Origin of the sequence: Pseudomonas putida S13.1.2, from assembly GCF_000498395.2 — a bacterium.
GTDB classification, from domain to species: Bacteria; Pseudomonadota; Gammaproteobacteria; order Pseudomonadales; family Pseudomonadaceae; genus Aquipseudomonas; species Aquipseudomonas putida_Q.
In genome coordinates this window covers 3332967-3346427 of record NZ_CP010979.1, presented here as the reverse complement: position 1 = coordinate 3346427, position 13461 = coordinate 3332967, and the positions used below count along the sequence as shown (strand labels likewise).

The 13461-nt window shown below is 64.1% G+C and carries 12 protein-coding genes and 4 tRNA genes; 14 read left to right on the top strand and 2 right to left on the bottom strand.

The window, feature by feature from the left end:
• Window positions 1–97 precede the first annotated feature (97 nt).
• From truA to N805_RS14690, 14 genes are all read left to right on the top strand, one after another.
• Window positions 98–958: a tRNA pseudouridine(38-40) synthase TruA gene (truA, locus tag N805_RS14755; RefSeq protein ID WP_019473024.1), complete on the top strand. Its 861-nt coding sequence runs from the start codon at window positions 98–100 to the stop codon at window positions 956–958.
• 61 nt (window positions 959–1019) lie between these two features.
• Complete coding sequence (locus N805_RS14750) at window positions 1020–1640, top strand: phosphoribosylanthranilate isomerase (protein WP_016500862.1); 621 nt, start codon at window positions 1020–1022, stop codon at window positions 1638–1640.
• A 216-nt stretch (window positions 1641–1856) separates the two neighbouring features.
• Window positions 1857–2750, top strand: a complete 894-nt coding sequence (gene accD / locus N805_RS14745; protein ID WP_009686024.1) for an acetyl-CoA carboxylase, carboxyltransferase subunit beta — start codon at window positions 1857–1859, stop codon at window positions 2748–2750.
• The gene (folC, locus tag N805_RS14740) at window positions 2750–4057 is read left to right on the top strand and encodes a bifunctional tetrahydrofolate synthase/dihydrofolate synthase (RefSeq protein ID WP_019473025.1); all 1308 of its coding nucleotides are present in this window, start codon (window positions 2750–2752) and stop codon (window positions 4055–4057) included. Before accD ends, folC begins: the two co-directional genes overlap by 1 nt.
• Window positions 4041–4706: an SPOR domain-containing protein gene (locus N805_RS14735; RefSeq protein ID WP_019473026.1), complete on the top strand. Its 666-nt coding sequence runs from the start codon at window positions 4041–4043 to the stop codon at window positions 4704–4706. The genes folC and N805_RS14735 overlap by 17 nt, the downstream gene beginning before the upstream one ends.
• A gap of 197 nt (window positions 4707–4903) precedes the next feature.
• A complete protein-coding gene (locus tag N805_RS14730) occupies window positions 4904–5461 on the top strand; it encodes a CvpA family protein (protein WP_016500859.1) in 558 nt (185 codons plus the stop codon).
• 42 nt (window positions 5462–5503) lie between these two features.
• Window positions 5504–7009, top strand: a complete 1506-nt coding sequence (gene purF, locus N805_RS14725; protein ID WP_019473027.1) for an amidophosphoribosyltransferase — start codon at window positions 5504–5506, stop codon at window positions 7007–7009.
• Window positions 7010–7025: 16 nt separating this feature from the next.
• The gene (locus tag N805_RS14720) at window positions 7026–8237 is read left to right on the top strand and encodes an O-succinylhomoserine sulfhydrylase (RefSeq protein ID WP_019473028.1); all 1212 of its coding nucleotides are present in this window, start codon (window positions 7026–7028) and stop codon (window positions 8235–8237) included.
• Entirely contained in the window at window positions 8234–9007 is a 774-nt protein-coding gene (locus tag N805_RS14715; RefSeq protein WP_019473029.1) for an SDR family oxidoreductase, read from the top strand. Before N805_RS14720 ends, N805_RS14715 begins: the two co-directional genes overlap by 4 nt.
• A gap of 149 nt (window positions 9008–9156) precedes the next feature.
• A tRNA-Val gene (locus N805_RS14710) sits at window positions 9157–9232 on the top strand.
• A gap of 66 nt (window positions 9233–9298) precedes the next feature.
• A tRNA-Asp gene (locus N805_RS14705) sits at window positions 9299–9375 on the top strand.
• Between the two features lie 100 nt (window positions 9376–9475).
• A tRNA-Asp gene (locus N805_RS14700) sits at window positions 9476–9552 on the top strand.
• Window positions 9553–9693: 141 nt separating this feature from the next.
• Window positions 9694–9770: transfer RNA gene (locus N805_RS14695), tRNA-Asp, on the top strand.
• Between the two features lie 198 nt (window positions 9771–9968).
• A complete protein-coding gene (locus tag N805_RS14690; RefSeq protein ID WP_019473030.1) occupies window positions 9969–10802 on the top strand; it encodes a DUF2242 domain-containing protein in 834 nt (277 codons plus the stop codon).
• A gap of 353 nt (window positions 10803–11155) precedes the next feature.
• On the opposite strand, the gene N805_RS14685 is transcribed toward N805_RS14690, so the two are convergent.
• Entirely contained in the window at window positions 11156–12196 is a 1041-nt protein-coding gene (locus N805_RS14685) for an AraC family transcriptional regulator (protein ID WP_019473031.1), read from the bottom strand.
• A gap of 4 nt (window positions 12197–12200) precedes the next feature.
• Window positions 12201–13319, bottom strand: a complete 1119-nt coding sequence (locus N805_RS14680; RefSeq protein WP_019473032.1) for a nitrilase-related carbon-nitrogen hydrolase — start codon at window positions 13317–13319, stop codon at window positions 12201–12203.
• Window positions 13320–13461 lie beyond the last annotated feature (142 nt).

Sequence of the window (13461 nt, the reverse complement as noted above, 5' to 3'; positions counted from 1 at the left end):
CGAAGACGCCCGCAAGCGCTACACACCTCCAATGGCAGCCCTACAAGGCTGCCGTTGTCGTTATAATCCCCGCCATTCCGTACACCCCACAGGTTTCATGCGCTTGGACATCATCGACACCGCTACCGCCGAATCCGCGGCCGAAGGCTACTCCCGAATCGCCCTTGGCGTGGAATACAAGGGCGCCCGCTACCGCGGCTGGCAGCGCCAGGCCAGTGGTGTATCCAGTGTCCAGCAAGCGCTGGAACAAGCGCTGTCCAAGGTCGCCAACGAACCGATTTCGGTGATCTGTGCCGGGCGCACCGATGCCGGCGTGCATGGCTGCGGCCAGGTCGTGCACTTCGATACCCGCGCCGTGCGCGACGAACGCGCCTGGACCCTGGGTACCAATTTCAACCTGCCGCACGACATCAGCGTGGTCTGGTCGCGGCCGATGCCGGCCGACTTCCATGCCCGCTTCAAGGCGTGTGCGCGGCGCTACCGCTACGTCATCTACAACGACCCGATCCGCCCGGCGCACCTGGCCGAGGAAGTGACCTGGAACCACCGCCCGCTGGACGTCGAGCGCATGGCCGAAGCGGCCCGGTTCCTGCTTGGCACCCACGACTTCAGCGCCTTCCGCGCCAGCCAGTGCCAGGCCAAGTCGCCGATCAAGCACATCTACCACCTGCGCGTTACCCGCCATGGCCAGATGATTGTGCTGGACGTACGCGCCACTGCCTTCCTGCACCACATGGTGCGCAACATTGTCGGTGTGCTGACGGCCATCGGTGCCGGCGAGCGCCCTGTCACCTGGGCGCGTGAAGTGCTGGAAGGGCGCAACCGCCGGGAAGGCGGGGTCACGGCCCATCCGTACGGGCTTTACCTGGTCCAGGTGGAGTACCCCGAGGAATATGCGCTGCCCCAGCGTTACATCGGCCCACACTTTTTGACGGGCTACGAGGCGTTGGCAGACTGACGGACGAAAAGCCATTTGCTAACATCCGGCCTTTCACCGTAACAATCAGGGTTCGCTGTCCATGAGCAATGTTCGCAGCAAGATCTGCGGGATTACCCGTATCGAAGACGCACTGGCCGCTGCCGAAGCGGGTGCCGATGCCATCGGCTTTGTCTTCTATGCCAAGAGCCCGCGAGCCGTTGACGTGCGCCAGGCGCGGGCGATCATTGCCGAGTTGCCACCGTTCGTGACCACGGTCGGGCTGTTCGTCAATGCCTCGCGTTGCGAGCTGAACGAGATCCTCGAAGTGGTTCCACTGGACCTGCTACAGTTCCACGGCGACGAAACCCCGCAAGACTGCGAAGGCTATCACCGGCCCTGGATCAAGGCCCTGCGCGTGCGCCCGGGCGACGACCTGGAGGCAGCCTGCCAGCTTTACGCAGGGGCCCGCGGCATATTGCTCGACACCTACGTGGCAGGCGTACCCGGGGGAACCGGTGAGGCGTTCGACTGGTCACTGGTGCCGGCACACCTGAGCAAGCCCATCATCCTGGCGGGCGGGCTGTCGGCCGATAACGTCGGCCAGGCCATTGCCCAGGTGCGGCCTTATGCGGTGGATGTCAGCGGTGGCGTCGAACAGGCCAAGGGCATCAAGGACGCGGCGAAAATCGAGGCCTTCATGCAGGCGGTGAAACAGGCGTGATGGCAGATGTGACGGCTGGCTGCGCGCCATCGTCCATAGCTTTCGCAGCCCTGCGGGGCAGCCGCCGGTGGCGGCACAACAACACATTAGCGGTGGAGTGGCACGCTGGAAGCCCCGGTGGCCGGTCCATCATCGTTTCATACAAGATTTTGAGCTCAAGGGCAGGGCAGGGCCGGTGACGCCGACCCCCGCCTGCCAATACTGGAGAAAGAAAGCATGAGCAACTGGTTAGTCGACAAACTGATCCCTTCGATCATGCGTTCCGAGGTGAAGAAGAGCTCGGTGCCTGAGGGCCTGTGGCACAAGTGCCCGTCCTGCGAGGCCGTGCTGTATCGTCCGGAGCTGGAAAAAACCCTGGATGTCTGCCCCAAGTGCAACCACCACATGCGCATCGGCGCACGTGCACGCATCGATATCTTCCTGGATGCCGAAGGCCGTGCCGAACTGGGTGCCGACCTGGAGCCGGTCGACCGCCTGAAGTTCCGTGACGGCAAGAAGTACAAGGACCGCCTGACCGGCGCCCAGAAGCAGACCGGCGAAAAAGACGCGCTGATCTCCATGAGCGGCACCCTGATGGGCATGCCGATCGTGGTCAGCGCCTTCGAGTTCTCGTTCATGGGCGGCTCCATGGGTGCCATCGTCGGCGAGCGCTTCGTGCGCGCGGCCAACTACGCCCTGGAACACCGCTGCCCGATGGTCTGTTTCTCCGCCTCGGGCGGTGCGCGCATGCAGGAAGCGCTGATCTCGCTGATGCAGATGGCCAAGACGTCGGCCGTGCTGGCGCGCCTGCGCGAAGAAGGCATCCCGTTCATCTCGGTGCTGACCGACCCGGTGTACGGCGGCGTTTCTGCCAGCCTGGCGATGCTCGGCGACGTGATCGTCGGTGAGCCAAAGGCCCTGATCGGCTTTGCCGGCCCGCGTGTGATCGAGCAGACCGTCCGCGAGAAGCTGCCAGAAGGCTTCCAGCGCAGCGAGTTCCTGCTGGAGCACGGTGCTATCGACCTGATCATCTCCCGTGGCGAACTGCGCCCGCGTCTGGCCCGCCTGCTGGCGCAGATGACTGGCCAGGAAACACCGGAGCAAGCGCGTGAGGCGGCTGCTGTCGCGTGATGACACAACGATCCCTGGGCGAATGGCTCGCCTACCTCGAGCAGTTGCACCCCTCGGCCATCGACATGGGCCTGGAGCGGTCGCAGAAGGTGCTTGCGCGGCTGGCGCTGGGCAAGCTGGCACCGCGCGTGGTGACGGTAACCGGCACCAACGGCAAGGGCTCGACCTGCGCGTTCGTGGCCTCGCTGCTGCGCGCCCAGGGGCTCAAGGTCGGCGTGTACAGCTCGCCGCACCTGTTGCGTTACAACGAGCGGGTAGTGATCGATGGTCAAGAAGCCAGCGATGAGCGCCTGTGCGAAGCCTTCGCCGCCGTCGAGGCGGCGCGGGGCGAAATTTCCCTGACCTACTTCGAGATGGGCACGCTGGCAGCGTTCTGGTTGTTCTACCAGTCGCAGCTGGATGCCGTGGTGCTGGAAGTGGGGCTTGGTGGCCGCCTGGACACCGTGAACGTGGTGGACGCCGACCTGGCCCTGGTGACCAGTATCGGCGTCGACCATGTCGATTACCTGGGCGATACTCGCGAGCTTGTGGCCTTCGAGAAGGCCGGCATCTTCCGCCCGGGCAAACCGGCCCTGTGCGGGGACCTGGACCCGCCGCAGCCGTTGCTGGACAAGGCCGCCGAACTGGCAGCGCCGCTGTTCCTGCGCGGCCGTGACTTCGACCTGGCCATTGCCGCTGGCAGCTGGCACTGGCGCGGTACGGCGGCTGACGGTACGCAGGTAGCGCTGCGCGACCTGCCTTTGCTTGACCTGCCCATGGAAAACGCCACGCTGGCCCTGCAGGCTTACCTGCTGATGGGTCTGCCGTGGGATGCCGCGCAGGTGCGCGAGGCGCTGCTGGCTACCCGCATCACCGGCCGCCTCGATCGCCGCATGGTGAACTGGCAGGGCAAGCCGGTGGAGCTGCTGCTGGACGTGGGGCACAATCCCCATGCAGCGGAGTACCTGGCCCGGCGCCTGGCGGCCCGGCCGCTCAAGGGGCGTCGCCTGGTGGTGTTCGGCCTGCTCGCCGACAAGGACCTGGATGGCGTTGTCGCGCCGCTGCAGGGCCTGGTCGACGACTGGGCCGTGGCGCCGCTGGATACTCCCCGCAGCCGCCCGGCTGCAGTACTGGCCACGGCCTTGACGAACCTCGGTGCTGCGGTGAAGTCTTATGCCAGCGTCGACGCCGCCCTTGAAGGGCAGTGCGCTCAGGCGACGGCAGATGATCAGGTCCTGCTGTTCGGTTCGTTTTTCTGTGTTGCCCAGGCGCTGGAGTGGCTGGAGCGGCACGCCCAGGAGGGTGGAGTAGATGGCAGTGCTGGATAAAGGGATGAAACAGCGCATGGTGGGTGCGCTGGTGCTGGTGGCGCTGGCGGTGATTTTCCTGCCGATGCTGTTCACCCGCGAGGACGAGATGCGCCAGGTGCACGTCGAGGCCCCGCAGGCACCGGCCATGCCAAGCCTGCCGGAAGTGAAAGTGGACCCGGTCGCCGTGCCGGAGCCGCAGGTCATTGCGCAAGAGCCGCAGCAGCCACCGGTGGTGGTCGATGAGTCTACTGCGCCGCCCGCTACCCCCAGCCAGCCGATCACGCCATCGCCGCAGACCCAGGCGCAGGTTCAGCCGGCCAAGCCGCAGGCCCCGGCACCCAAGGCCGAGCCTAAGCCGGTGGCCACCCCGGCACCTGCCACGGCAGTGGCCAAGGCGGCTGCCCCCTCGAAGATCGACGTCAATGGCTTGCCTGTCAGCTGGTCCATCCAGTTGGCCAGCCTGTCCAACCGTGCCGGTGCCGAAAAGCTGCAGCAAACCCTGCGCAGCCAGGGCTACAACGCCTATATCCGCTCGGCGGGCGGGATGAACCGGGTGTATGTCGGGCCACTGATCGAGCGGGCCGAAGCCGAGCGCACGCGCGATGCCATCAACCGCCAGAACAGCCTCAAGGGCTTTGTGGTGCGTTTCCAGCCAGAACGCAGCTGAAATCACCAGGGCGGCTTTGCCGCCCATCGCTGGCAAGCCAGCTCCCACCGCGATCGCATTGACCTCAAGGGCTGTGCTTTCTCTACGGGAGCTGGTTTGCCGGCGATAAAGCCAACACCAATCCACCCGACATTCCGCTTACTCCTAGCCCGTCGCTCTGGTAAAATGCGCCGCCTCAAACGTCTGCAGGCAGCACCGTGGCATTTACCTTGGTTGATTGGGCGATCATCGCGATCATCGCCGTCTCCACACTGATCAGTCTCAAGCGCGGCTTCGTCAAGGAAGCCTTGTCGTTGCTCATCTGGATCATTGCCGGTGCGGTTGCGTGGATGTTCGGCGGTTCGCTCTCGGTGTATCTTGAGAGCTATATCCAGACGCCATCGATGCGCGTCATCGCCGGCTGCGCCATTCTTTTCGTCGCCACCTTGCTGGTGGGGGCCATGGTCAACTTCCTGGTCGGCGAGCTGATCCGTGTAACCGGGCTGTCCGGCACCGATCGTTTCCTGGGCATGGCCTTTGGCGCTGCGCGCGGGGCCTTGCTGGTAGTGGTGGCCATAGGCCTGATCAGCCTGGGGCCGGTTCAACAAGACACCTGGTGGCAGGAATCGCGCCTGATACCACAATTTCTCTTGGTCGCCGACTGGTCGAAAAACCTGATTTTGGGTTTCACCGGCCAGTGGTCGCCCAGTGGGTTGATCAGCGCTCCGGCTGATCTTCCGTTCAAGGAACAGTTGCTCGGGCCGTCCCGGCCCTGAGCGCTATTCACTCAAGTTTCGTCAAAGTAGGGGTTGCGTCGCATGTGTGGCATCGTCGGTATCGTCGGTAAGTCGAACGTCAATCAGGCGCTGTATGACGCGCTTACGGTCCTCCAGCACCGCGGCCAGGACGCTGCCGGTATCGTGACCAGCCATGACGGCCGGTTGTTCCTGCGCAAGGATAATGGCCTGGTGCGTGACGTCTTCCAGCAGCGTCACATGCAGCGCCTGGTGGGCAGCATGGGCATCGGCCACGTGCGCTACCCGACGGCGGGCAGCTCGACCTCGGCCGAGGCCCAGCCGTTCTACGTCAACTCGCCGTATGGCATCACCCTGGCCCACAACGGCAACCTGACCAACGTCGAGCAGTTGGCCAAGGAGATCTACGAGTCGGACCTGCGTCACGTCAACACCAACTCCGACTCGGAAGTGCTGCTGAACGTGTTCGCCCATGAGCTGGCGGTGCGTGGCAAGCTGCAGCCGACCGAAGAAGACGTGTTCGCCGCTGTTTCCCACGTGCACAGCCGCTGCGTCGGCGGTTACGCTGTGGTGGCGATGGTCACCGGTTACGGCATCGTCGGCTTCCGCGACCCCCACGGCATTCGCCCGGTGGTGTTCGGCCAGCGTCACACCGACGAAGGCGTGGAATACATGATCGCCTCGGAAAGCGTGGCCCTGGACGTGCTCGGTTTCACCCTGATCCGCGACCTGGCGCCGGGCGAAGCGGTGTACATCACCGAGGAAGGCCAACTGTTCACCAAGCAGTGCGCCGAAGCGCCAAAACTGCAGCCGTGCATCTTCGAGCACGTCTACCTGGCCCGCCCGGACTCGATCATCGACGGTATTTCGGTGTACAAGGCCCGTCTGCGCATGGGTGAGAAGCTGGCTGACAAGATCATGCGCGAGCGCCCAGAGCACGATATCGACGTGGTCATCCCGATCCCGGACACCAGCCGCACTGCCGCGCTGGAGCTGGCCAACCGCCTGGGCGTCAAGTTCCGCGAAGGCTTCGTCAAGAACCGCTACATCGGCCGTACCTTCATCATGCCCGGCCAGGCCGCGCGCAAGAAATCGGTACGCCAGAAGCTCAACGCCATCGAACTGGAATTCCGCGGCAAGAACGTGATGCTGGTGGACGACTCGATCGTGCGCGGCACCACCTGCAAGCAGATCATCCAGATGGCCCGCGAAGCCGGTGCCAAGAATGTCTACTTCTGCTCCGCAGCCCCTGCGGTGCGCTACCCCAACGTCTACGGCATCGACATGCCGAGTGTTCACGAACTGATCGCCCACAACCGTACCACCGAACAGGTGGCCGAGTTGATTGGCGCCGATTGGCTGATCTATCAGGACCTGCCAGACCTGATCGACTCGGTCGGTGGCGGCAAGATCAAGATCGACCACTTCGATTGCGCGGTGTTCAACGGTGAGTACGTCACCGGCGACATCGACGATGCCTACCTCGAGCGTATCGAGCAGGCCCGTAATGACCTGGCCAAGGTCAAGAACCAGGCCGTCAGCGCGATCATCGACCTCTACAACAACTGATTCAGGGAGCGACGGCATGACGGATCAATGGGATGCCGGGCGACTGGACAGCGACCTCGAGGGTGTCGGTTTCGACACCCTGGCGGTGCGTGCCGGTCAACACCGTACACCCGAGGGCGAGCACAGCGAAGCGCTGTTCCTGACCTCCAGCTACGTGTTCCGCACGGCCGCCGACGCGGCCGCGCGCTTTGCCGGTGAAACGCCGGGCAACGTCTATTCGCGTTACACCAACCCGTCGGTGCGTGCCTTCGAGGAGCGCCTGGCGGCCATGGAAGGCGCCGAGCAGGCCGTGGGTACATCCACCGGCATGGCGGCGATCCTGGCCGTGGTGATGTCGCTGTGCAGTGCCGGTGACCACGTGCTGGTGTCGCAGAGCGTGTTCGGCTCGACCATCAGCCTGTTCGAGAAGTACTTCAAGCGCTTTGGCGTGCAGGTGGACTACGTGCCACTGGTCGACCTCGGCGGCTGGGAAAAGGCCATCAAGGCCAATACCAAACTGCTGATCGTCGAGTCGCCGTCCAACCCGCTGGCCGAGCTGGTCGATATCACCGCGCTCAGTGAAATTGCCCATGCCCGCGGTGCCATGCTGGTGGTGGACAACTGCTTCAGCACCCCGGCGCTGCAGCAGCCACTGAAGCTGGGTGCCGATATCGTGTTCCACTCGGCCACCAAGTTCATCGACGGCCAGGGCCGTTGCATGGGGGGTGTGGTTGCCGGCCGTGCCGAACAGATGAAAGAAGTGGTGGGCTTCCTGCGTACCGCAGGCCCGACGCTCAGCCCGTTCAATGCCTGGATCTTCACCAAGGGCCTGGAAACCCTGCGCCTGCGCATGCGTGCGCACTGCGAAAGCGCCCAGGCCCTGGCCGAATGGCTGGAGCAGCAGGACGGCGTGGAGAAGGTGCACTACGCCGGCCTGCCTAGCCACCCGCAGCACGCGCTGGCCAAGCGCCAGATGAGTGGCTTTGGTGCGGTGGTCAGCTTTGAGGTCAAGGGCGGCAAAGAGGGCGCCTGGCGCTTCATCGACGCCACCCGGGTGATTTCCATCACCACCAACCTGGGTGACAGCAAGACCACCATCGCCCACCCGGCCACCACCTCCCACGGCCGCCTGTCGGCGCAGGAGCGTGAAGCCGCCGGTATCCGCGACAGCCTGATCCGCGTTGCCGTGGGCCTGGAAGACGTGGCTGACCTGCAGGCCGACCTTGCACGCGGGCTGGCCGCACTGTGATCGAAATCCGCGGCAGTACCCCGGGCCACAATGGCCGGGTAGCCTTGGTCACCGGTGCCGCGCGCGGCATCGGCCTGGGCATTGCCGCATGGCTGATCTGTGAGGGCTGGCAGGTGGTGCTGAGCGACCTGGACCGGCAGCGTGGCAGCAAAGTGGCCAAGGCCTTGGGCGACAACGCCTGGTTCATCACCATGGACGTTGCCGACGAGGCCCAGGTCAGTGCCGGGGTGTCCGAAGTGCTCGGGCAGTTCGGTCGGCTGGATGCGCTGGTGTGCAATGCGGCTATCGCCAACCCGCATAACCAGACGCTTGAAAGCCTGAGCCTGGCGCAATGGAACCGGGTGCTGGCGGTCAACCTCAACGGCCCGATGCTGCTGGCCAAGCATTGTGCGCCGTACCTGCGTGCGCACAACGGGGCGATCGTCAACCTCACCTCTACCCGGGCGCGGCAGTCCGAGCCCGATACCGAGGCCTACGCGGCGAGCAAGGGCGGCCTGGTGGCCTTGACCCATGCCCTGGCCATGAGCCTGGGCCCGGAGATTCGTGTCAATGCGGTGAGCCCGGGCTGGATCGATGCCCGTGACCCGTCGCAGCGCCGCGCCGAGCCGTTGACCGAGGCCGACCATGCTCAGCACCCGACGGGCAGGGTAGGCACCGTAGAGGATGTGGCGGCGATGGTTGCCTGGCTGTTGTCGCGCCAGGCGGCGTTTGTCACCGGGCAGGAGTTTGTGGTCGACGGCGGCATGACTCGCAAGATGATCTACACCTGAGTTTGACGCTGTAAGGGAAGGGGGCCGAAAAGGTCCCTTTTCTGTTTTTGCCTTTTTTGAAAAAAATTCAATGGGGCTATTGACTTAGCTTCGCCACCTGCGTAAATTTCGCGGCCTCAGCGAAGCAAACGCAACAAGCAACATCGCGAGGGTGATTAGCTCAGCCGGGAGAGCATCTGCCTTACAAGCAGAGGGTCGGCGGTTCGATCCCGTCATCACCCACCACTTCCTGAGAAGTTCCTGGTGCACAAGGTTTCGCAAGAAGCCGAACGCCAGAGAGGAACGCACTGCGCAGCGGTAGTTCAGTCGGTTAGAATACCGGCCTGTCACGCCGGGGGTCGCGGGTTCGAGTCCCGTCCGCTGCGCCATTTTTCAGTAACAGATGGGTGCTTTGCACCGGTCTGAAGCCACAAGGCAAATTGCCTTTGGCTGATCCCAGTTTCAATCGGGCGCAAGCCTGAACGATACGCAGCGGTAGTTCAGTCGGTTAGAATACCGGCCTGTCACGCCGGGGGTCGCGGGTTCGAGTCCCGTCCGCTGCGCCATCTTCGCTTCAAGGTCCCTAGAACACCTTGAGGCAAACACAAAAGAAGCGATCTTGTTATCGCTTTTTTTGTGCCTGCCCTGAGGCCATTGCGCCGGAAGGGTAGACCCAGGTTTCAATCGGGCGAAAGCCTGAATGATACGCAGCGGTAGTTCAGTCGGTTAGAATACCGGCCTGTCACGCCGGGGGTCGCGGGTTCGAGTCCCGTCCGCTGCGCCATCTTAGCCTCAAGGCCCCTTGAACGCCTTGAAGCACGAAAAAGCGACCTTCGGGTCGCTTTTTTCGTTTCTACGGCTGGAAACTCCCGCCTTTACCCAGATTTACACCAACCTGACACACTCTTCACCGACCAGTGGTTCCTGTGCCTGCCTGCTGTGTTGCACAATAGGCACCTTGTCGACTTACCCGGAATTCGCAATGACCAGATCTTCCGTCTTTGGTGCGCTCGGGCTGGCCCTGGTGCTGGCGGGGGTGGCCGGTTGTTCCTCGAAAAAAACCGCCGTGTACGAGCACGAGAACTTCGATGACTCGGGTACCTTCTCGCGCAGCTTTCCGGTGAGCGATGCCGGCTCTTGCGAGGCCGCCCGGCGTGCCTTGCTCAGCCAGGGCTACATCATTACCAACAGCGGCGCCAACCAGGTGGTGGGCAACAAGAGCTTCCAGCAGAACAGCGAGAACCACCTGCAGATCAGCTTCAACGTAACCTGTGCGCCGGATGTGAGCGACGAACAGCGCTCGACCATGTTCGCCAACGCCCTGCAGGACCGTTATGCGCTGAAAAAGTCCAACACCTCCGCCAGCCTGGGTGTGGGCGTGCTGGGGTCGGTGTCGATGCCGATCGGCTCCAGCGACGACTCGATGGTCAAGGTGGCCAGCGAAACGGTGACGGCAGCGCAGTTCTATGACCGCTATTTCGCCTTGGTAGAGAGCTACCTGCCCAAGCCCAAGCCGAAGAAGGTCGAAGAGGCCAAGGTCGAGGCGCCCAAGGCCCAGAAGCCAGCGGTGGAACTGGGGCTGCCGGAGCAGGCGGCTGCGAACCCGGTGGCACCTGCCCCGGCTCCGGAAGCCGCCCCTGCGGCGCAAGTTGCACCCGCGGCAGCTACGGCCGTTGCCCCGGCCAGTGAAGCGGCAGCGGCACCGGTGGTGGATGACCGCCAGGGTTCGCAGCCTGTCGCGCCGCCGGCCGAGGCAGCGCCGATTCAGGTGCAGCAGGAAGCCCAGCCTGCCGAGGCCGCGTCGCCTTCCCTTTGACTGTTTGCCTGTACCGGCCTCTTCGCGGGTGAACCCGCTCCCACAGGTACTGCACAGAATTTGAGATCTGTGCATTACCTGTGGGAGCGGGTTTACCCGCGAAGAGGCCGGTGCAGGCCGTAAACATTCCCTGTTACAGACACCCCGCGATAACTTCCTGAACACCTGCTACGTTTACCACTCATAAGCTTGTCATCATCCCTTCATCCCACCTGCTTAGGCTGAAGGTGATACCTACGAAGACAAAATGAGCAAAGAGGACGCAGGGCGATGGATGAATACCAGGAAGAACTACTCGAAACCCAGGCTTATGAACTGGACACCCCGGAACCGGCTGAAGACGCTACCGAGCTTTAGCCCGCCCGCCGCTGGCTGCGGCGGAACTCCCCCGGCGTAAGGCCCGTCCAGCGCTTGAACGCGCGCTGGAAGGCCTCGGCCGAAGCAAACCCCAGCAGATAGGCAATCTCGCCAAAGGCCAGCTCCGTATCACGGATGTAGGTTTCGGCCAGGTCGCGCCGTGTTTCGTTGAGCAGGTCGCGAAAACGCGTGCCTTCCTCGGCCAGCTTGCGGCGTAGTGTCCAGGTGGGTAACTGCAAGTGCAGCGCCACTTCTTCCAGGTCCGGTTCACGGCCGCCATTGAGCAGCGGGCCCAGCAGGTGAGTAATGCGCTCACCCAGGCTGCGCACCCGCGTAAGCTGCTGCATTTGCGCCTCACACAGCTGCAGCAGGTGCTGCCAGGTGCTGGGGCAATGCCTGGGATTGGCCAGCTGCAGTGTGGCGCGGCTCAGCCGCAACTGGTTGCCCTCGGCCGCGAACTGCACGGGTGCGCTGCACAGCGCCTGATAGCGTGGCGCATATGGGGGGGCGGAAAATTCAATGTCCAGGCGCTCGGCCTGCACCGCAGTGCCAGCCAGGTCGGCAAGCTGCGCCAGCCAGCCGGCAAGCAGTGAATCGACCACGAAGCGGTTGTAGGCGTTGTAGGGGCTGATGGAGTAGAAGCGCAACCAGGCGCCCTGGGCATCTTCCTCGAAGCTGGAATGGCCACGGTAGTTGGCCGCATACAGTGGCTCGAAGCGCAGCAGGGTGCTCGCCGCCTCACCCAGGGTCGGCGCCTGGGCGGCGGTGACCCCGGCCAGGCCGGCATGCGCCAGGCGGCTCAGGCGCCCCATGTGCAGGCCCAGCGCGGCCTCGCCGCTCAGCTCGATGGCGGCGTGGCCCAGGTGCATGTAACGGGGGATCGACAAGCGCGCGCCGGCTTCGGCAAGGCGGGGCGCATCCAAGCCATAGCGGCGCAGCAGGGGCGCGGGGTCGTGCCCCAGTTCGCGCAGCGCCTCTGTCAGTGGCTGGACAAAGCCAACCGAAAGGTCGCCCAGGCGTACGCGGGGGCGGGCCATGGGCCTACAGCCACAGGTTCAGCAGGCGAGCGCCATGGCTGGGGTTGCCCGCCAGCAACTCCCCCGACTGGCGGGCAAAGCCCTGGCCGTCGCTGGCCTGTTCCCAAAACTGCCCGCGCATGAACACGCTCATGCTGCTGACGCTGGCCCCTGCGGCCTCGGTCAGGCGTTGCCAGGCGCTCTGTTCGCTGACTTCGCCACGTTGCAGGGGCAGCCCGGCGCTGGCTTCCTGGTGGCGATTGCCACGCCATGGCGCCTCCCAACTGCCCTTGCCGCTGAGGAACACCGGGTTGGCGATCAGCTGTACCGCTTGTTGTGCCAGTTGCTGGTGGTTCTCCGGGTACCAGCTGTCACTGCCCACCAGCACACCCAGGCGCCCGGCGGGGGTTTGCACCACTTGCAGCGGTTGTTGGCGGCCATCGTGGACGTAGCGGCGGATTTCACTGTCGGGGAACTGTTGGCGCTGTGGCTGGCCAAGTAAAGAGCCATCGCCGGCAAACACCAGGCTGGCGTTGAACAGCGGGCCACTGCCGGCATGCAGCACGCCCTGTTTTACGTAGGGTGCAGGCAGCACGATGGAGCCGGCCACCAGGGTGACGCCGAATTCCTTGGCTAGCCCGCCGAACAGCTGCTGGTAGTCCGCGGCCATTTGCTCGGCCTTCATGCGCAGGTGTGCGTCAGCGCGCCAGTCGTCGCCGTCGGCGCCAAGCATGGCCAGGCCGTAGCGCAGCGGGTTGCTCAACTCCAGCCACTGCAAGGCCTCGCGGCTATGCGTGACTTGATAAAGCTCGTTCTTTTCCCCGCGGGCCCACAGCCAGGTACCGATGTGCTCCGGCAGCACGACCACCGTGCGCGGGCTCACCAGCCCCTGGGCGCGGGCCTGCTCCAGGTACGCTGCAAGCTTGCGGTGCAGGCGTTGCAGGTTCTGGTAGTCACCCGGATACAGCAGCGGCTCGACGCCCAGCAGGTTGCCGTGCTCGCCGGGCACGCCATGGTTGAGTGCCAGCTCGATGCGCAGGTCGGACAGGTAGTGGCCTTCCGGGCGCTGTTGGGTCCAGAAACCGTAGCCGCAAAGGGAGGCGATCATCACCAGCGCCAGGGCGCTTGCCAGGAGTTTTCGCATGAAACAGGACGACGCCATGAGAAACGAGGGTTCCCTAGGGTAGTCCCGCTGTACGGCAGGATCAATAACTTGTCAGTTTCGATCATTGAGCCAATTCAAACGGCTGTTTAATGTCGCTGACAGACAAACGACGGGCCCCGCT